Below are 19,614 nucleotides of genomic sequence, written 5' to 3' on the forward strand. Positions count from 1 at the left end.
AATTCACTTATGGTAAAAGAACAATCCTATTGGGGATGCCAACAGAACCTGATATCCCCAGAAAAAGAGCTTTTAGCCATCCTTAAATACATCTGCACTGAGTCCAATAAAATCTACAATTGCGCTGTCTATTACGCTAGGCAGATCTGGTTCAAGACCAAGCGAATTGTGGGTAGAGCTGAAATTTGTGCCCAGATGAAACATAATCGGCACTTTACGGCAATGTATGTGAGTGCATCACAGCAAGTCTGTAACGGTGTAGCTGAGTCATTTCGGTCATTTCAAAAACTCAATAAGTTGTTCTGGACTGGATTTCTTGACCAGCGACCCAAACCACCGAGTTACCGTAAGGCTGGACTATTCACTGTTTCATATCCCAAGCGATGGTTGAAATTAGTTGGCGAAAAGATACGCTTACCACTTGGTAGGCAGGTAAAGACATGGTTTGGGTTAGCTGAATTTTTCATTGATATGCCGTCTAACCTAGACTGGGCATCTATCAAAGAGGTTCGTATCCTTCCCAGGAATGGGGCATTCTATGCCGAATTCGTCTATAAGATGGAGCCTCAAAAGATTGACGTAAACCTAACCAAAGCGCTGGGCGTTGACCATGGGATCGATAACTGGCTAACATGCGTCGATACCTTGGGGAATAGCTTCATCGTTGATGGGAAGCACATCAAAAGTATGAACCAGTGGTATAACAAGCGCGTGGCAACCCTTAAAGAGGGGCACAATGAAACCTACTGGACAAAGCTACTCGCGACCATCACAGAGAAGCGTAACCGACAGATGAGAGAAGGCATCAACAAAGCCGCTCGAATAGTCATCAATCACTGTTTGGAGCATAGGATCGGGACTATCGTCTTCGGGTGGAACGAGGGACAAAAAATCGGTGCCAACATGGGTCGCAAGACTAACCAGAAGTTTGTACAGATTCCCACCGCACGGCTCAAAAAACGCATCGCCCAGTTATGCGACCTGTACGGCATTCAGTTTATTGAGACTGAGGAAAGCTATACAAGTAAAGCATCAGCCCTAGACAATGATGATATTCCCGTATTCGGTGAAAAACCCGATAGTTGGAAACCATCGGGGAAAAGGTTGAAGCGTGGCTTATATCGCACAGCTCAAAACTGGTATGTGAATGCCGATTGTAATGGAGCCATGAACATTATCAGGAAAGTAGCGGGAACCATGGGCATTGACCTGATGGAACTCAGTAGGGGCGCTTTGACTACGCCTGTGAGATTACGATTATGGAATTCTCACGAATCCCCGCGTCTAAAGACCCGGGGAGTGTCAAATTTTGTGCTCTTCTATTGATAAAGTTATTTCTAGCAAACGCTAGCCGCAACATCAGTTAATTGATTAATCTCCTAATAGGAGCTCAAACACTATGGATATTCTTCTTAGCATACTCGCCCCAGTTGTTTTAGTAGCTTTTGGATACAGCGTCGGTACGACAAAGGTTGTCCAAGAGGGAAATGAAGCTCTAGTAGAACGCTTTGGTAAGTATCGTAAAAAACTAGACCCTGGTCTTAACTTCAATGTAGTTCCGTTTATAGACAAGATTGCTGTAGAAGAGAGTACCCGTGAACAGATTTTAGACATTGAACCTCAGCAAGCAATCACGAAAGATAATGTTCAGGTAGAAGTCGATGCCATCGTGTATTGGCAAATTTTAGATATGTACAAAGCGTTTTATGCTGTAGACAATGTTCATGAGGCGATTGAAAATTTAGTGATGACCACCCTGCGTTCTACCATTGGTCAGTTGGAACTAGATGAGACTTATGCCTCTCGAGACAGAATCAATCAGAACTTATTGCAACAACTAGATGATGCCTCTGCTGATTGGGGAGTCAAGGTGATGCGGGTTGAGGTACAAGAAATTAAACCACCCCAAACTATTATCGATGCCCTAGAGAAGGAGCGAGCTGCTAAGAGTGAGAAACAAGCCAAAATTTTACAGGCTGAAGGTACAGTGGAGTCAATCCAAATGATCTCCAAAGCTCTTCAAGAGCAAGCTAATACTCAGAAAGTCCTACAGTTTCTGATCGCTCAACGCTATGTAGAAGCGAATGAAAAATTAGGTGAAAGCAGCAATTCTAAAGTCGTCTTTATGGATCCAAAAGCACTGAGCGAAGCCATGACTGATTTGCTTCAAACTGAATCTGTGGGCCAGAGTAATTAGGGCAATAATAATGTAAGCATTCAGTCGTCAGCTGTCAGCCGTGAGCTAAAGGCTCACGCGTGCGCGTTCAGCAGACGAAACAGAGATTAAACCAATGCTTACCTCTTGTCTTGATACAGTCGCTCATGGGGGAAACCCCCTGTTCCGAAGCTGCATCGCTTATTCAAAAGCACCGATCTAGTAGCGTGTGCGTAGCACATTAGCTGAATGCTGTTCGCGTAGCGTGCGCGTAGCGCTTTAGCTGAATGCTGATAACTGATAGCTGAATGCTGATAACTGAATACTTATACACGCCAAATCGCATCAGCAACACGGCAGACATCATGGAGCTGGCGAACATCGTGTAACCGCAGGATGTCTGCTGAACCGGCAATGGCACTGCAACAAGCCGCAGCAGTTCCCCAAATTCTACCCTTGGGGTCTGGTTGATTGATGATTCGTCCAATAAAGCTTTTCCGAGATACTCCGACTAACATCGGTACACCAAGGGCATCAAACCTAGGGAGTTGCCGCAGAATCTCTACACTTTGCTCAGCGGTTTTGGCAAAACCAATGCCTGGGTCAATAATAATATGCGATCGCTTAATTCCTGCTGCGATTGCGGCATTGACCTGCTGCTCCAGAAAGCTATAGATTTCTCCAATTAAGTCTTGATAGTCAGTTAGTTTTTGCATGGAAACGGGGGTGCCTCGAATATGCATTAAGACAATGGGTACCCCCAACTGGGCTACGACTGGCAACATGTCTGGGTCAAATGTGCCACCGGAAATATCATTGACCATATCCGCACCAGCTTCTACGGCAGCCTTAGCCACAGATGCTCTAGTGGTATCGACAGAAATGGGTATCTTCACCACTGAACGGATTGCCTTTACCACAGGCACAACTCGTTTCAGTTCTTCGGGTAGGGAAATTTGCTCGGCACCAGGTCGAGTCGATTGACCACCAATATCGATAATATCAGCACCAGCATCTACTAGAGCCTGAGCTTGCTTTAAGGCAGCTTCTGGGGTATAATACTCTCCGCCATCACTAAAACTATCGGGGGTAACGTTCAAGATACCCATGATATAGCTTCGTTTGCCCCACTCAAAAGAATAGTTCTGGATGGTTAGTTTTCCTTTATCCATCGCTTATAGATCATGGCTAATTGCACATTGAAAATTGCAATTAGCAAATTAACTAATTAATAAGCTAAGAACAATTAACCCATCAACAATTAACAATTAACAATTAACAATTAACAATTAACAATTAGCCAATGACTAATTACAACTACTGATAATTGACAATCCTGGCAAAGCTCGCAGGTTCCAAGCTTGCTCCGCCCACCAGTACTCCATCAATTTCTGATTGAGCCATAATTTCATCAATATTCTTGGGTTTGACGGAGCCACCATATTGAATTGGGACATTAGCTTCCTTTAGCTTAGAGCGAATCAATCCAATGATTCGATTCGCTTCTGATGCATCACAAGTTTCGCCAGTACCAATTGCCCAAATCGGTTCGTAAGCAATCACTAAATTTTGCTGGTCAACGTTGACTAGGTCTTTTTCCAACTGCTTGGTAATAATGTCTTCTGTTTCACCAGCATCCCGTTGTGCTTTCGTTTCCCCAACACACAGAATCGGAATCAAACCATGACGCTGAGCAGCGTGAAGGCGTTTATTCACGGTTTCATCCGTTTCGCCGAAGTATTGACGCCGTTCACTATGACCAACAATGACATAGCGCACACCAATTTCCTTGAGCATTGCACCAGCAATTTCACCCGTGTAGGCTCCAGCATTTTCCCAGTGGATATTCTGAGCCCCGATCTGTACAGGAGTATTTTGTACATGCTCAGACATCACACCCAAGTCGGTGAAGGGAGCACACAGAACAACCTCCCGTTCTATGGGAGTTTGCTCCAGCTCAGGCAAAAATCCCTTTAAAAACTCAGCGGTTTCCGCTTGAGTTTTGAACATTTTCCAGTTACCAGCTATAACAATTTTCCGCACAGCTTAACTAAATCATCTCTAAACCATAATGCATTATTTAGTGTAAAGCTTTTACTTACGCCAATATCAGAAATGTTAGACTTTTGCTGTTCACTGAGCTGATCAGACGATACTCCTAGGGTAAGTTCAGGGAAGCATCATCAGAGTAAGGTCAATTTATTCCCCCAACTCCCCAGACGCTTCTTACATCTGTTCTCTACAGTCTTGAGAAGCTTCCCTGCTCCTGACGCTTCACCATGATCTAGCTAGCCTAGCTAGGTTATAATGCTGCTGCTTCCCTTGCTGCGGCAGCTTCGTCGGGATGAATGTTCAAACGGGTTAAATTAAGACGACCCTTGTTGTCAATTTCCCGTATTTTGACAACTACCTCATCTCCTACCGCTAACTCATCTTCCACTTTGCCAACTCGATAGTCAGCTAGTTGGGAAATGTGAATCATGCCTTCTTTGCCAGGAAGTATTTCCACAAAGGCACCAATGGGAATAATCCGGGTGACACGACCAACATAGACATCCCCTTCATTCAGCTTGCGGGTTAAGCCTTGGATGATACTGATAGCTTTGGTGGCTCTGTCCCCATCCATAGCAGATACGGTAACTGTACCGTCATCTTCAATATCGATTTTTGCCCCAGTTTGCTCGGTAATTCCTTTAATTGTCTTACCCCCTGGACCAATGACTGTACCGATGAACTCCGGATCAATCCTCATGGTTAAGAGGCGAGGAGCAAAGGGTGACATGTCTGTGGAGGGTGTGTCAATCACCGCCAGCATCTTTTCTAGGATATGCAGTCTGGCCGGTTTGGCTTGCTCAATGGCCTGGGCTACGGTATCCATGGACAAACCAGTTATTTTCATGTCCATTTGCAAAGCCGTGATGCCAGTATCGGTACCAGCGACTTTGAAGTCCATGTCACCCAAAAAGTCTTCAATACCTTGAATATCGGTGAGAATGCGGACTTCCTCTCCTTCTTTGATCAAACCCATGGCTGCACCACTAACGGGTTTGGTAATGGGTACACCTGAATCCATCAAGGCCAGTGTTGAACCACAAACCGAGCCCATGGAGGTGGAACCATTGGAGGAGAGCACTTCCGATACCACTCGGATCACATAGGGAAACTCGTGTTGAGGGGGCAACACTGGCACTAATGCTCGTTCAGCTAAAGCTCCGTGACCAATTTCACGCCGTCCGGGCGATCGCAATGGCTTGACTTCCCCTACAGAAAAGGGTGGGAAATTGTAGTGGTGCAGATAGCGCTTCTCATCTTCTGGGTTAAGGTCATCTAGAGTTTGGGCATCTCCAGGTGTTCCCAAGGTAACAGTGGATAGGACTTGGGTTAGTCCTCGGTTGAACAAAGCGCTACCATGAACTCGCTGAGGTAATAGACTGGTTTGACAAGACACAGGACGCACTTGGTCTAGCTTGCGACCATCTACGCGCACTCCGTCTTCCACAATCTGAGTACGCATCAGTTTTTTGGTGAGGCTTTTGAACAGCTTATCGACTAATGCGCTATTTTCAGTAACCGCTACACGGATTGGGTCATCCTCTTTGAGTTCGGCAATTTCTGCTTTGACAGCAGTGTCCTTAACTTCATCTAAGGCAACATCTCGACCCTTTTTGTCCAGGTCAAATTGGGAGAGGATAGCTTTAATTTTGTCAGTGGCGCGATCGCGAATAAATTCTTCTAGATTCGAGTCTACGGCTGGGGGTTCGGCAATCACTATTTCAATTCCCAACTCCTCAAGCAGGTCTTGCTGGGCTTTGATCAAGTCTTGTACCGCTTCGTAGCCGAAGTCAATGGCCTCGATTATATCTTGTTCCGGTAATTGATTGGCACCGGCTTCTACCATAATTACCCCTTGTGGGGAACCAGCCACGACTAAGTCCAAGTCGCCGTTTTCGATTTCTTTGTAGGTGGGATTAATCATAAAATCATCCCCGAGTAACCCTACCCGTACAGCTGCCATTGGTCCATAGAAGGGAATGCTGCCCTGCAAGACAGCAATCGATGCACCAGTAACTGCCAAAACATCTGGCGGTACTTGTTCATCCATAGACAGGGTAGTTGCTACAATCTGTATATCATCTCGTAGCCAACTGGGAAATAACGGACGCAAGGGACGGTCAATGAGACGGCTAGTTAGGATAACTTTTTCTGGAGGACGGCCTTCCCGCCTGAGGAAACCACCTGGAATCCGACCTGCTGCGTAGAGTCTTTCTTCGTAGTCAACTACCAAGGGCAGAAAATCGACCCCTTCTCGACCAGGGGCACGAGTTGCTGTCACTAAAACTGCTGTATCCCCCGACTGTATCATTACTGAACCACCAGATTGAGGGGCAAGTAGACCTACTTTGAGTCGAATATCCCGTCCATCAAAGGATATTGACTTGTCTATCTCTACCATTTCGGTACTTTTTCCTTCTTTGTTTGATCACTGTTCTCGTTCTGTCGCAATCGTAGCATTTATCACTCGGGGGGAGTGGGGAGTAGGGAGTCGGGAGTAGGGAGTGGGGAGTCGGGAGTGGGGAGTAGGGAGTAGGGAGTCGGGAGTCGGGAGTCGGGAGTCGGGAACAGGGAACAGGGAACAGGGAACAGGGAACAGGGAACAGGGAACAGGGAACAGGGAACAGGGAACAGGGAACAGGGAACAGGGAACAGGGAACAGGGAACAGGGAACAGGGAACAGGGAACAGGGAGCAATGAAAAAATTTATATGATGCACCTGATTAGACTAGTAAACGCTATACTTTTTTATGGTGTTTGGCGAATGGATCAACTCCTCTACGCCTACGGTTACTTTCTTTTTGAAAGTGGCCAGTTTTATTGTGGATTTACCTCAAGGTTTTTTTTAGACTTTAAATATTAAGCAGGTGCACAAAATTAATTACACATTTTACAAAAATCAAAACCTTACAATGTAAGGGTTATAGAGATTGCGACTAGGCAATTAATTCTGTGTAGGTGCTTACTGAATACTATCAATAATAGCCATAGAGTTTAATTCATAAATAACCATTTATTTTAGTTATATATCCAAATTATTTATCGTTTAATATCCTAAAAAATAGTAACTAAAAATCGGATATATCCAGTTTTTTTGAAGAAGCGAATAAATCTTAATTGATCGGTGAATTATCTAGAGCGAATTTTGCCTAATAAGCTAAACTAATAATTTGGCTTACTTCATTATAATAACCTCAATTACCTATAGCTAGCCTAAATTAATTGTGATAATTTCTGTTCCCTACTCCCTACTCCCTACTCCCTACTCCCTACTCCCTACTCCCTACTCCCTACTCCCTACTCCCTACTCCCTACTCCCTACTCCCTACTCCCTACTCCCTACTCCCTACTCCCTACTCCCTTTGTTATAAAATCTATTAATCAGATATGAAGAGCACACGTCTGAAGTGTGGGCTTCTTACCAACTCCACCCAACGGTTCGGATACTCGGTAAGCTTTATTAACGACACGGGATGCCCCTCCGCGCCGGAACAATACAATAAGTTGTATTTTTGATTAGTAGGTGGCTGACAAACCAGCATTTAAGGCCTTTGGCCACGCTACGCGAACGGCTTTGTTTATCAGTACATATATTATAGCAATTTTATAATACCCTGTGCAAAATTCATCCCACACCTATGCTACGCATAGGTGTGGGATGAATTTTGCCGGACAGCTAACCAGGGAGTTAGTTCAAGTTAACCTTGACAACTTTGTTTTTTTCCTCTTCCGCTTTGGGCAAGGTCAGATTCAAGATACCGTCTTTGTACTCAGCCTCAACTTTGGTATTTTGAACCCGAACCGGTAAAGGAATTACCCGCTGGAATTTACCATAACGGAATTCAGACCGCTTGACGCCTTTTTCGTCAGTATTGGTTTCCTCTTTCCGTTCTCCACTGATAGCAACAACAGTATCTGTGACTTCTACATTCAAGTCTTTGGCTTCCATTCCTGGAACTTCCAATTTCAGAGTGATAGCATCTTCAGTTTCGGTTAGTTCAGCAGCAGGAACATTTTTGAAATGACCAAATTCTCGCAAAGTAGTGGGCACAAAACTATTGTCAAATAGCTGGTCAATTTCCCGTTGTAGGGTGTTGATGTCTTTCCATGGGTTCCAACGAACTAGAGTCATAGCTCTTCCTCCAAGTTGTAATTGCTTAATTGATTTAGCCTTGTTTTTTTGCCTTTGATTATTATGGTAGGACTTGAAAATAGTAGTGACAATTCGGTTTTTATCACTAACTTTATAGGGATTGCCGTTATGAATAAATGTTCAATAGGGAACAGGGAACAGGGAACAGGGAACAGGGAACAGGGAACAGGGAACAGGGAACAGGGAACAGGGAGCAGGGAGCAGGGAGCAGGGAATAGTAAGAAAGAGATCTGATGATTTTTTGGTGTAATCATAAATCAGCTTTGGGTTTTATGAACTATTTAGAACTGCTATAGTTAACGTTGAGCTAAATTACGGTAAACTGAATACAATTGGGTTCGGTAAACTCGAATTCAGTGGTCAGCTAATGCGCTACCTCACAGGCTAGAAGCCTGTGCCACGCAGGCCACTTGAGGTGCTAATGCGCTACGCGCACGCTACGCGAACAGGTATCAGATAAGGCAATTCAGTTAAGTCCGATGATGGAATCCACAGATTTTACCCATTCAGTCAGCTACCAAAAAGAATTGATTCTGAAATTACAGGAACTGCTGAAAAAGGAAATTGAAGGTAAAGCTCACTCTGACCGCATTGAAGAATTAGCGTCGGCCATTGAAAGTGCGACAGAGGCGCTCAACAACCTAACCCAGTATTTTAGAGAAACTTAACCTGTACTTTTCTCGATTAGACACTAGGCACTAGGTATTAGGCGTTAACTCCTAACTAACACCATTAACCTAACACTTAACTCCTAACACCATTAACCTAAGCCTCAACACTATATTGACTGATTACTAGGGCAAAGGTCGAAGCGATGCAGCGCGGTCTTGGGGGTTACCCCCATGAGCGACTGCATCAAGACAGTGATGCCCACAAATTGCTCAAATAAGCGAACGACTCTGGTCAAGATCAATCCCAGAACTAGGAAAACCTAGAGATGAAGTCAACAGAGATGAAGTCTGGAAGGAATCAAGTAGGGAATCAATGGGATTGGTAATAGTACCAACGATGCTCTCAAGGAGATTGTCAGGTTCATCGGTAACACCATCCGGATTACTAATCGGGTTCTCCTCACCAATGGTGGCACTGGCGGCACCAGTAACCTGATAATTATTGGTGTTAGGGTTAATTATGGTGCTGGAAACCATGGCTGTGCCATGGATACTGGAAATGCGATTCCCTAAATCCCCTGAGGTATTGTCACTAATGGTACTGGTAGCCGTGCTGCTACTGCTGACCATTACCACACCGCCACCAGAGTCGCCTGTTCCGTTAGCCTGGCCATAGGCCTTGGGATTGGGACTAATCCTGTTAGTAGCCGTCGCCCTGCTACTGACCTTGACTAGACCGCCATCTGAGTCTACTGATGGATTACTACTAATTTCAATCTTGGTTATATTCGCGGTTGTTCCATCTTGAGGCTGAATTTTGACATCAAACACTTGGTCAATTTGACACTCCCCATGCCTAGAAGGCAGGGGATTCTTGGCTCACAGACCCGTCTTGCTCAACCAGGCCGGAACCAGGAAGAGTAGAGGACAGATCTCCCCAAGCGTTTTGATAAGTTCCCGTGTGCCGGAAACGAAACCTTAGTAGAGTGGAGCCTTAGTTAATAAGTTTTGACCCTTTTTCTCATAGCCAGTCCCCTGTAAAGGCTCCACTCTACTTACGGTAACTTCAAACCCCACGGTACCCAAGGCTCTGGTTAGGATATTTTTAGCAGCATTGTGTTCGCGAAGCGGTTCCGAAGGAACATCACGATCCAGCCGACACCCGCATTTACAGGCATGGGTTCTAGTCGATAAAGATTTCTTGACCACTTGACCACAGCTGGAACAATTTTGGCTTGTGTAGGCTGGATTAACTGCGACAGTTATCCGACCAAACTTTTGGCCGAAATACTCTAACCACTCTCGAAATTGGTACCAACCTGCATCGTTAATAGACTTAGGGCGTGTCATCAATTAAGCCAGATAACAGTAGCAGCAAGATAAATTGCCCCGAGAAAGTTTATTGCTCGCTTATCATAACGTGTCGCGATTCCTCGATATTGTTTGAGTTGGGCAAAGAAATTCNGTGCAAAGCGGCCATCAACTGTAATTTCTGATGGAAGATGATATCTTGTGAGCTACGAGCACTGTGGACAAACACAACATCCACATCAGCACCGGTATCACAAAGCCATTTCGACATGGACATCATCTTCCCTTTAACCAGGATGTATTGGTAGCAACTAAAAGCGTAAATTGCGATCAGGTAGTGGTACCAGCACGCTTCTTAAAGAAGTCTGGAGATACTAAGAAAATTTGGTTAATAATAACGTCTTGGTCAACAATTGCAGTACCACCGTCCTTAGCGATCGCAAGTCCTTGCAAGTCCACCTCATTAAGGATAATAGGCTCGCCTGTGCCACCAAAATCTTTGGGATCAATAACAGTGGGTTGTCCCTTGTTTTGACCTCCTTCAATCTTTTCGAGCTTATCTTCCGACACATCTGTCATGAAGTCCAAATCTTTGATGGAATCCATGAAGCTTTCCGAAGTTTAAAATAGACCGAAGCAGGACGCTGATTATAAATTTCCATCTCATCCATATTGAAGTAATCTCCTTTTTAAAAAGGTTTAACTTGGGTTAAATTTGGTCTAGATAATCGATCCAGTAATGACGATTATGGGTAGGCATTAAACATCAGGGCAATCATATATAGCGCTACGCGCAAGGCAAAAGGCAAAAGGCAAAAGGCAAGAGTTTACTATAACAGCTTTTCAGCTTTTATAAATGTCCTCAGCTTAATGCGTAGTGCTATATATATCGCCCAAAGCTTAGTTATTATTTCTGCAGCCAGTAAAGCCGTTTCCCTAAGCCTACAGGTTTGGTGAAAGGTAAAGTAGACTTTGTCAATCCAGAGTAAAATCCTTCACCTATTCTTCCTACATCAACTCTCTAGTGCCAAATTCATTGATGGAATGATTGGTTGTTTAAACCAACCTACTTGTATTTAATAAGATAACTATATAAATTCCTGCTGTCTCGCCATTGTGGCCCAAAGGTTTGTTTAAGGTTAACAAGTTTAAGGTTAACAAGTTTAAGGTTAACAAGTTTAAGGTTAACCGGTTGAAAGTGTAAGTATTTAGCCGTCAGCTATCAGCTATCAGCGGTCAGCGATTAGCGCTACAGATGGTGCTACTTGAAGTGCTAGCAGGCGCTTTAACTGTACGGGGTCGGATGAGTAAAACGAGCAGGGATTTTCAAACAGCCGTACCAGCACCTTAAACTTGTTTACTACCTCCCGTTGATTAGCTGACGGCTGACGGCACCTCAAGTAGCATCTCAAGTAGCGCATTAGCTGAATGCTTAGTTGAAGGTTAAGCGGTTGTTCGCTATTGGCATCCCTTGTAGGGTAGGTTGAAAGTTATTCACTGTTGAGGGCACAGCGGATCACCGGAACAGCGGATCACCGGAACAGAGGGTTCACAACTGGAAGATTAGAACCTGCAACCTTTAAATAGTGAGAAATAAAGCCAGGATAATTCTAGTCCTATCAGAGGGTAATTGGTAATTTGGAATGGACAATTGTAAAGCGATGCAGCGCGGTCTTGGGGAGCCAGTGCGGTCTTGGGGGTTCCCCCGGAGACGAAACCTTAGACAGTTGAGCCTTTATGGTTGGTAGGCTATGCAGAAAAGGGGTAAAACTTATTGATTAGCGATGCAGCGCGGTCTTGGGGGTTTCCCCCATGAGCGACTGCATCAAGACAAGGCTCAACTGTCTTACGGTAACTTCTAACCATGAGCAACTGGCGTGGTTTCCCCCATGAGCGACTGCATCAAGAACGGAATCACCCATTCCAAATTCCCTTTAAGCAGGATGTATTCGTAGCAACTAAAACCGTGAATTGGTATTAGCTAGAGCTACCACCACGCTTCTTAAAGAATCCTGGAAGTATGATGATAAATTTGTTGAAAATGTTAACGTTTTGGTTAACGATTGCAGTACCACCGTTCTTAGCGATCGCAATCCCTTCCAAGTCCACGTCATTACTAATGATAAAAGGCTGGCCACCGCCGACAAAGCCTTTGGGCTGAACGCGGCGGCGTCCGCTGTCGCTGCCTCCTTCAATCTTGTCGAGCTGATCTTCCGACACATCTGTCATGAAGTCCAAATCTTTGATAGAATCCATGAAGCCTTCGGAAGTTGAAAACATAGCCGAACCAGCAGGACGCTGACTATAAATTTCCATCTCATCCATATTAAGCACTCTCCCTTTTCAAAAGGTTTAATTTTGGTGAAATTAGCTTCTAGAGAATCGATCCAGTAATGACGATTATGGGTAGGCATTAAACATCAGGGCAATCATATATATATCGCCCAAACATTAGTTATTCTTTCTGCAGCCAGTAAAGCAGTTTCCCTAAGCCTACAGGTTTGGTGAAAGGTAAAATAGACTTTGCCAATCCAGAGTAAAATCCTTCACCTATTCTTCCTGCATCAACTCTCTAGTGCTAAATTCATTGATGCAATGATTGGTTGTTTAAACCAACCTACTTGTATTTAATAAGATAACTATATAAATTCCTGCTGTCTCGCCATTGTGGCGTAAAGGTTTGTTGTTAGCGTAGCGTGGCCTTTTGGCCAAGGTTAACAAGTTGAAGGTTAACAAGTTGAAGGTTAACCGGTTGAAAGTTAACCGCTTGAACGCGCACGCGTGGCCTTTTGGCCAAGGTTAAGCAGTTGAACGCGCACGCGTGGCCTTTTGGCCAAGGTTAAGCGGTTGTTCGCTATTGGCATCCCTTGTAGGGTAGGTTGAACGTTATTCACTGTTGAGGGAACAGCGGATCACCGGAACAGGGAACAGAGAGTTCACAACTGGAAGATTAGAACCTGCAACCTCCAACCTTAAACCTTCAACAACCTTAAACAACCTTAAACCTTCAACAACCTTCAACCTTCAACAACCTTCAACCTCCCACCTCCAACCTTCAACCTTCAACAACCTTCAACCTTCAACAACCTTCAACCTCCAACCTCCAACCTTCAACCTTCAACCTCCAACCTTCAACCTTCAACCCAAATAACCTTAAATCTTGCAAGTTAAATCACCAGTCTTTTGACTAAAGCGCAGGTTTTCGCCATAGTCCACCGGACAATCAATCACCGCAGGCACATCTTGAGCTAATGCTTCTCGTAGGATAGGAATCAACTCATTTACTGAATTGACACGATAGCCTTTTAGTCCCATACTTTCAGCAAATTTAACAAAATCTGGATTGCCAAAATTCACAAAAGCCGACTCACCAAAGTGATTTTGTTGCTTCCAATCAATCAAGCCATAGCCACCATCATTGAAAATCAGTGTCACAAAGGGAGTCCCTACTCTGAGTGCTGTTTCAAGTTCCTGGCAATTCATCATAAAGCCCCCATCACCAGTGACTGCCACGATATTGCGATCCGGATAAACCAGCTTAGCTGCTAGTGCTCCTGGCAAAGCAATCCCCATGGCTGCGAAACCATTAGAAATGATACAGGTATTCGGACAATCACAATGGTAATGACGAGCCATCCACATCTTGTGAGCCCCTACATCAGAGATCACAATATCTTCTGGTTCCATGACCTGGCGTAGGTCATAGATCAGTTTTTGTGGCTTGATCGGAAAGCCTTCATCTGTAGCATACTGTTCGTAGTCCTCTCGGATTTCCGACCGAAGTTCAGCAGCGGATGATATCGGTTTACCTTCCCGGTCTCCCTGCTTCATAATTTCCTTGAGAGAGTCAGAAATATCCCCCACTACCTCCACTAAAGGAATGTAGCTTTTATCAATTTCTGCTGGACTGGCACCGATATGAATAATCGGAATCTTGCCCTCTGGATTCCACTTTTTCGGAGAATATTCAATCAAATCATATCCCACCGCAATCACCAAATCCGATTGCTCAAAAGCACAGGTGATGTGGTCTCGTTGTTGTAATCCAAGGGTCCACAAGGCCAGGGGATGAGTATAAGGAATACACCCTTTACCCATGAAGCTATTGACCACTGGAATATTCATCCGGGTGGCAAATTCGGTTAAGGCTTCAGCAGCACCAGCACGAATTGCGCCATTACCCGCCAAGATTAGGGGATTTTTCGCCTTAGAAATAGCCACAGCTGCCTTACCCAAACTACGGAAAGACGCAAAGCTTTTTTCCCGACCATCTTTGCCTAGGGGTTGGCTATTGACTGGCATGGCCGCAATGTTTTCTGGCAAATCTATGTGTACCGCTCCTGGTTTTTCGCTCTGAGCGAGTTTAAACGCCTTACGGACAATTTCTGCTGTCGTGTCAGGGCGAACAATTTGCCGGTTCCACTTAGTCACTGGAGCAAACATTGCCACCAGATCCAAATACTGGTGGGACTCAATATGCATGCGGTCCGTTCCCACCTGACCAGTAATGGCTACTAGGGGTGCTCCATCCAAATTGGCATCAGCCACCCCAGTCATTAAGTTAGTTGCCCCTGGACCGAGGGTTGACAGGCAAACTCCAGCCTTTCCTGTCAGCCGTCCGTAAACGTCTGCCATAAAGGCTGCTCCCTGTTCATGACGAGTGGTAATAAATTGAATTGAAGAATGTCTAAGAGCTTCTAGAACATGGAGATTTTCTTCTCCAGGTAGTCCAAAAACGTACTCGACTCCTTCGTTTTCTAAGCAATGTACCAATAGTTCAGCGGTATTCATGTCACCCATATCTAATCATCCCTGGTATATAGGTTTTTGGTATCAAAATAATCTTTGATTGTAAAAAATAATTTTTAGATTTATTTTGAGATTCCTTTTTAGCTTTTTCTATTAGCTTTCGTCCATAGTTGTTATTAGTTCATGACAAGCGATGCAGCGCGGTCTTGGGGAGGCAGCGCGGTCTTGGGGGTCTCCCCCATGAGCGACTGCCGTGGTTTCCCCCATGAGCGACTGCATCAAGACAAAGATTTAGCATTTGATATCCGGTGTATGCCAATTTATCAGAAGTTAAGTGGGGTTGGGGCAATGTTAAAGTAGCTTTTGATAAGCTTTTGATAACCATGAAAGAAGCAGAGTACTGAGTTGTATGGCCATTCTGGCTTCTATCTGGGTTACTTTAACAAAAAGTAACAGTAAAAACTTGATGGCAAAAAGTTAAAAATGTTACAGAAAAACTTTTTATTTTCCCCTTCACCAGAACCACAGGGATAGAGACAGATACACAGATAACTTCACCAACAAGGTGAATTTCAAGAATAGTGCTGAGTCCTGAGTCGGAGAATCCGTCAGTAGTAACTGTATAGCGCTACGCGCAATGGCATTGGCAAGAGGCAAGAGGCAAAAGTTGAGTACAACAGCTTTTGAGCTTGTATCAATGTCAAACACTTTAATGCGTAGTGCTATAACTGTTCAGGATTCAAATAGAATTGCTATAGGCTAATGAAATCTAGGGTAATGGTATTAGGCTAATGGTTTTAGCCTGGTTTTAGCCTAATACCTAGAATTTTTACTTCACCCAAACAGTTTTGATATTGACGAACTCATGTATCCCTTGAATGCTTAGTTCTCGCCCATACCCAGAACGTTTGATCCCACCGAAGGGTAAACGGGGGTCGGATTTGACTAAGCCATTGATAAACACTGCTCCAGCTTCAAGTTCATCAATCAGCCTGGGGATTTGCTCCTCATTGGTTGTCCAGGCACTGGCTCCTAATCCAAATACTGTGGAATTGGCAAGCTTAATAGCAGCATCAATATCCGGAACTCTAAACAATAGAGCAACAGGGCCAAAAAATTCTTCGTTATCGGCTGGAGTGCCTGGTGGGAAGTCAGTTAGAATTGTGGGGGGGTAGAAGTTACCAGCGCGATCGCTTAAAGGATGGCCACCGGTAAGAACCTTTGCCCCTTGTTCAATGCAGGCTTGTACCTGTTGGTCTAAATCTCTAAGAATACCAGGGGTTGCCAACGGACCAATATCAGTATCTTCCCCCATAGGATCTCCCACTTTCAGGGCTTGGAATTTGTCCAGTAGGCGTTGCTGGAAGTCATCGGCTACTGCGTCCACCACAATAAACCGTTTCGCTGCAATACACGATTGACCGTTATTGAGCATCCTAGCAGTCACACCCGTGGTAGCTGCTGCTTCTAAATCGGCACTGTCTAGGACAATAAATGGGTCACTTCCCCCTAGTTCCAGGACAGTTTTCTTGATTTGTGTCCCAGCCGCAGCCGCTAAAGCAGCTCCTGCTAGCTCACTACCAGTTAGGGTGGCAGCTTTGACCCGTGGATCCTGAATTACTGCCTCTACTTGGTCAGCACCAATCAGTAAGGTCTGAAACACCCCTTCGGGAAATCCTGCTTCAGCAAAGATTTGCTCAAGGGCTAAGGCGCATTGAGGCACATTAGAGGCGTGTTTGAGCAACCCCACATTTCCCGCCATCAATGCTGGAGCAGCAAAACGGAAGACTTGCCAAAATGGAAAATTCCAGGGCATGACTGCTAGAATGACACCTAGAGGTTGGTAGCGCACAAAGCTTTGGGTGGCATCGGTAGAGGCTGGGACATCTGCCAGGAATTCAGCTGCGTGTTCAGCGTAGTACCGACAAACCAAACCACATTTTTGCGCTTCTGCGATCGCACTTTTGAGGGGTTTTCCCATCTCCGTGGTCATCAGCTGGCCGAATTTTAATCGATCCCGCTCTACAATCTCCGCCGCTGCGTTTAGCCACTCTGCTCTTTGCTCCATTGATGTTTGGCAGTATTGCTCAAACGCCTCTTGGGCAACTGTTAGCTTGGTCGCAATCGACGACGGACTCTCTGGCTCAAAGGTTTTGATGGTTTCCCCGGTTGCTGGGTTAACTGTAGCGATCCCCATGGCTTCCTCCTCCCCCCAATGGGGATAGTACTTCCAATCCTTTGATTATAACTAATTCTTTAGACTATGACTTATTTATGCCAAAATGGCTTAATAGTTTGATATACTCTGGAATATCCTCAACCCATTCGCGAGCCAAACTAGCAGTCAAGCAAGTATTAACCTAATATCAAGTTTTCTCCTACTACCACGAAATTTCTCTCACCAGTTTTTAAAACAGTTATCAACCCAATTCTAGGGATTAGAGGTTAGGGCTTAGGGATTCGGCATTAGCTACAATACAAGCATTTGACAGCATCACTGCTTGACACGGAGCTAGGAAACTAGGTCAGACTCGAAAATCTAGGTATTAGCTGATAGGTATTAGGTATTAGTTACAACAGGGGCATTTGATAACCTCCTTGCGAGCATAGGCTTGTCATAACCCCCTTAGCCATTCAACCTAGAGCCATTCAACCATTAACCTAGACCCTTAAATTAGTAGTTTGATAATTTAGTCGATTATACTTGTCTGAGATAAGAACTAATGACGAGAGCTAAATTGTGCCTTATTTAATTGCTAAATCAGAGCCGAATAACCAAGAAAGTTATAAATTGATCAGTGGCTCCAATACCATAGGACGGGAAATAAATAATAGTATTACCGTAATTCATAAAAGTCTTTCCCGTCATCATGCTCAGGTGACAATCACGAATGATCGGGTTATCCTAAAAGACTTAGGTAGCCTAAATCACACGTTTGTTAATGACGCCAAAATTGACCAGTGTGAACTCAAAGACGGAGACTTAATACGTCTGGGCAGTGTAATCTTTGAATTTGTGAGTGATGATGACAGAATAACCCCAAATATTCTTAAGGATAATGATTCAAACTTTTCGATTGTCAGCCGGTTATCCCCAGAACAAACTCGTGTCGAAATTCAGGAATTACTGCACCATGACAGTTTAGCTTATCAAGGCTCAGCCCTGAAGCTGCGAGAGCAAGAGACAGGTCAACGCTCAGTAGACAAGTTAAAAATCTTATTGGAGGTGAGTAAGCAACTTTCCTCTCCCGATGAGCCGGATCACTTGTTGAGAAAAATTCTTGACCTGCTGTTCGAGATTATGAATGTAGACCGGGCAATCATCCTCATGGTTAATCAAGAAACGGGATTGCTAGAGGAAAAAGCTGTCAACTCCCGAACAGGCATACCTACCCATGAGCGATTTTATAGCAAACGAATCACCAATTTCGTACACCAGAAAGGGGATGGGGTTTTAATTGCTGATGCTGCCATTGACCAACGATTCAGCAATTCCCAGTCAGTACTCCAGCAAGAAATCCATGCCTCCATGTGCGTACCCCTAAAACCCAGAGAGGAAGTGATTGGGGTATTGTATGCGGATAATCTCTCTAGAGCCAATATTTATTCTCAAGAAGACTTGGAATTTTTGACGGCTCTGGCTAACCAAGCTGCGATCGCAATTGACAATGCTCAACTTTACCAGAAGATGCAGGCAGAAGCAGTAATCCGGAGTAAATTTGAGCGTTTCTTTCCGGAAGCTGTGAGTAAAAAGCTCAAGGAAGAAGGCAACTTAGAAATTATAGATACCGAAGTAACCGCCCTCTTTGCCGACATCAGTAAATTTACCCAAATGTCCTCTCGTATGAACCCACGGCAAGTGATTGAGATGCTCAATGAGTACTTCCAGGTGATGGTAGAGGATATTGTGTTTAAATACGAAGGCACTTTAGAAAAATATATTGGGGATGCCTTACTGGCTGTGTGGGGAGCCCCCTATTCCCAACCAGACGATGCTGACCGAGCCGTCCAAGCTGCAATCGCAATGCAACGAGCAGTTATTCACCTGAATCAGGATTGGTTCAAGCGGCGCAATTTAGAGATTGAAATCCACATTGGACTCAATACTGGGAAAGTAGCAGCAGGTAATATCGGTTCACAGAAGCTGATTCAATACGCTACTATTGGTGACACTACCAATGTTACTAGCCGCATCTGTAGTGCCGCTCAGGAGGGAGAGATTCTAATTTCCCAAAGCACCTTAGACAAGCTGAGGAATAAAACTCTACCGTTGGAAAAAATGTCCCCGGTTAAGGTTAAAGGTAAAGACCAGCCCCTGCAACTGTATCGGCTACGGTGGGATACTTAATTCCAGGGAAGCTAGAAAAGTTACAGGTTGAAGGTTGAAGGTTGAAGGTTGTTTGGTTGAACGCGATTGCGTGGCCTTTTGGCAAAGGTTGAAGGTTGAAGGTTTAAGGTTACAGGTTACAGGTTACAGGTTACAGGTTACAGGTTACAGGTGAGTGAAGTACCCCAACCTGCTTGACCTTTGGTCACCCTACGCGAACGCTGAGGTTGGGGCTTCCAATTCTCAACTCAAATCA

The 19,614-nt window shown here is 44.6% G+C and carries 19 protein-coding genes and 2 pseudogenes; 6 read left to right on the forward strand and 15 right to left on the reverse strand.

The window, feature by feature from the left end; genetic code table 11:
* The first annotated feature begins 9 nt into the window (after positions 1 to 9).
* Both F6J99_RS04200 and F6J99_RS04205 read left to right on the forward strand, forming a co-directional pair.
* A complete protein-coding gene (locus F6J99_RS04200; protein ID WP_293111838.1) occupies positions 10 to 1,326 on the forward strand; it encodes a transposase in 1,317 nt (438 codons plus the stop codon).
* A gap of 73 nt (positions 1,327 to 1,399) precedes the next feature.
* Complete coding sequence (locus tag F6J99_RS04205; RefSeq protein ID WP_293111839.1) at positions 1,400 to 2,197, forward strand: stomatin-like protein; 798 nt, start codon at positions 1,400 to 1,402, stop codon at positions 2,195 to 2,197.
* A 284-nt stretch (positions 2,198 to 2,481) separates the two neighbouring features.
* Here F6J99_RS04205 and folP read toward each other — a convergent pair whose 3' ends face one another.
* From folP to F6J99_RS04225, 4 genes are all read right to left on the reverse strand, one after another.
* Positions 2,482 to 3,327: a dihydropteroate synthase gene (gene folP, locus F6J99_RS04210; protein ID WP_293111840.1), complete on the reverse strand. Its 846-nt coding sequence runs from the start codon at positions 3,325 to 3,327 to the stop codon at positions 2,482 to 2,484.
* 145 nt (positions 3,328 to 3,472) lie between these two features.
* Positions 3,473 to 4,198, reverse strand: a complete 726-nt coding sequence (gene tpiA / locus F6J99_RS04215; protein WP_293111841.1) for a triose-phosphate isomerase — start codon at positions 4,196 to 4,198, stop codon at positions 3,473 to 3,475.
* A gap of 259 nt (positions 4,199 to 4,457) precedes the next feature.
* Positions 4,458 to 6,608, reverse strand: coding sequence for a polyribonucleotide nucleotidyltransferase (locus F6J99_RS04220; protein WP_293111842.1), 2,151 nt, complete (start codon positions 6,606 to 6,608; stop codon positions 4,458 to 4,460).
* 27 nt (positions 6,609 to 6,635) lie between these two features.
* Positions 6,636 to 6,926, reverse strand: coding sequence for a hypothetical protein (locus tag F6J99_RS04225; protein ID WP_293111843.1), 291 nt, complete (start codon positions 6,924 to 6,926; stop codon positions 6,636 to 6,638).
* Between the two features lie 505 nt (positions 6,927 to 7,431).
* Between F6J99_RS04225 and F6J99_RS04230 the strand changes: the two genes are divergently transcribed.
* Positions 7,432 to 7,578 (forward strand): hypothetical protein, encoded by a 147-nt coding sequence (locus F6J99_RS04230; RefSeq protein ID WP_293111844.1) that lies wholly within the window; start codon positions 7,432 to 7,434, stop codon positions 7,576 to 7,578.
* Between the two features lie 317 nt (positions 7,579 to 7,895).
* Here F6J99_RS04230 and F6J99_RS04235 read toward each other — a convergent pair whose 3' ends face one another.
* Positions 7,896 to 8,339: an Hsp20/alpha crystallin family protein gene (locus F6J99_RS04235; protein ID WP_293111845.1), complete on the reverse strand. Its 444-nt coding sequence runs from the start codon at positions 8,337 to 8,339 to the stop codon at positions 7,896 to 7,898.
* Positions 8,336 to 8,614, reverse strand: coding sequence for a hypothetical protein (locus tag F6J99_RS04240; RefSeq protein ID WP_293111846.1), 279 nt, complete (start codon positions 8,612 to 8,614; stop codon positions 8,336 to 8,338). The genes F6J99_RS04235 and F6J99_RS04240 overlap by 4 nt, the downstream gene beginning before the upstream one ends.
* 225 nt (positions 8,615 to 8,839) lie before the next feature.
* Between F6J99_RS04240 and F6J99_RS04245 the strand changes: the two genes are divergently transcribed.
* Positions 8,840 to 9,028, forward strand: coding sequence for a hypothetical protein (locus F6J99_RS04245; protein ID WP_293046753.1), 189 nt, complete (start codon positions 8,840 to 8,842; stop codon positions 9,026 to 9,028).
* A 213-nt stretch (positions 9,029 to 9,241) separates the two neighbouring features.
* Here F6J99_RS04245 and F6J99_RS04250 read toward each other — a convergent pair whose 3' ends face one another.
* The 6 genes and pseudogenes from F6J99_RS04250 to F6J99_RS04275 form a co-directional block, all read right to left on the reverse strand.
* Positions 9,242 to 9,802 carry a hypothetical protein gene (locus F6J99_RS04250; RefSeq protein ID WP_293111847.1) on the reverse strand — a complete coding sequence of 187 codons (561 nt, stop codon included), beginning with the start codon at positions 9,800 to 9,802 and terminating at the stop codon, positions 9,242 to 9,244.
* Between the two features lie 240 nt (positions 9,803 to 10,042).
* A pseudogene (locus F6J99_RS04255) lies at positions 10,043 to 10,309 on the reverse strand (transposase); the annotation flags it as partial.
* A gap of 11 nt (positions 10,310 to 10,320) precedes the next feature.
* A pseudogene (locus tag F6J99_RS04260) lies at positions 10,321 to 10,431 on the reverse strand (transposase); the annotation flags it as partial.
* A gap of 181 nt (positions 10,432 to 10,612) precedes the next feature.
* Positions 10,613 to 10,888 (reverse strand): hypothetical protein, encoded by a 276-nt coding sequence (locus tag F6J99_RS04265; protein ID WP_293111848.1) that lies wholly within the window; start codon positions 10,886 to 10,888, stop codon positions 10,613 to 10,615.
* 623 nt (positions 10,889 to 11,511) lie between these two features.
* A complete protein-coding gene (locus tag F6J99_RS04270) occupies positions 11,512 to 11,703 on the reverse strand; it encodes a hypothetical protein (protein WP_293111849.1) in 192 nt (63 codons plus the stop codon).
* 556 nt (positions 11,704 to 12,259) lie between these two features.
* The gene (locus F6J99_RS04275; protein ID WP_293111850.1) at positions 12,260 to 12,607 is read right to left on the reverse strand and encodes a hypothetical protein; all 348 of its coding nucleotides are present in this window, start codon (positions 12,605 to 12,607) and stop codon (positions 12,260 to 12,262) included.
* A 571-nt stretch (positions 12,608 to 13,178) separates the two neighbouring features.
* Between F6J99_RS04275 and F6J99_RS04280 the strand changes: the two genes are divergently transcribed.
* A complete protein-coding gene (locus F6J99_RS04280) occupies positions 13,179 to 13,433 on the forward strand; it encodes a restriction endonuclease (protein WP_293111851.1) in 255 nt (84 codons plus the stop codon).
* Between the two features lie 2 nt (positions 13,434 to 13,435).
* Here the strand turns inward: F6J99_RS04280 and F6J99_RS04285 are convergent, their stop codons facing one another.
* The 3 genes from F6J99_RS04285 to F6J99_RS04295 all read right to left on the reverse strand — a co-directional run bounded on the left by F6J99_RS04285 (position 13,436) and on the right by F6J99_RS04295 (position 17,228).
* A complete protein-coding gene (locus F6J99_RS04285; RefSeq protein ID WP_324611088.1) occupies positions 13,436 to 15,073 on the reverse strand; it encodes an acetolactate synthase large subunit in 1,638 nt (545 codons plus the stop codon).
* Between the two features lie 471 nt (positions 15,074 to 15,544).
* Positions 15,545 to 15,739 carry a hypothetical protein gene (locus F6J99_RS04290; protein ID WP_293111852.1) on the reverse strand — a complete coding sequence of 65 codons (195 nt, stop codon included), beginning with the start codon at positions 15,737 to 15,739 and terminating at the stop codon, positions 15,545 to 15,547.
* 121 nt (positions 15,740 to 15,860) lie between these two features.
* Complete coding sequence (locus F6J99_RS04295) at positions 15,861 to 17,228, reverse strand: NAD-dependent succinate-semialdehyde dehydrogenase (RefSeq protein WP_293111853.1); 1,368 nt, start codon at positions 17,226 to 17,228, stop codon at positions 15,861 to 15,863.
* Between the two features lie 543 nt (positions 17,229 to 17,771).
* Here F6J99_RS04295 and F6J99_RS04300 point away from each other — a divergent pair.
* On the forward strand, positions 17,772 to 19,379 hold the full coding sequence (locus tag F6J99_RS04300) for an adenylate/guanylate cyclase domain-containing protein (protein WP_293111854.1): 1,608 nt from the start codon (positions 17,772 to 17,774) through the stop codon (positions 19,377 to 19,379).
* Positions 19,380 to 19,614: the final 235 nt, after the last annotated feature.

The sequence above is a fragment of the Moorena sp. SIO4G3 genome, assembly GCF_010692305.1.
Lineage (GTDB): Bacteria > Cyanobacteriota > Cyanobacteriia > Cyanobacteriales > Coleofasciculaceae > Moorena > Moorena producens_A.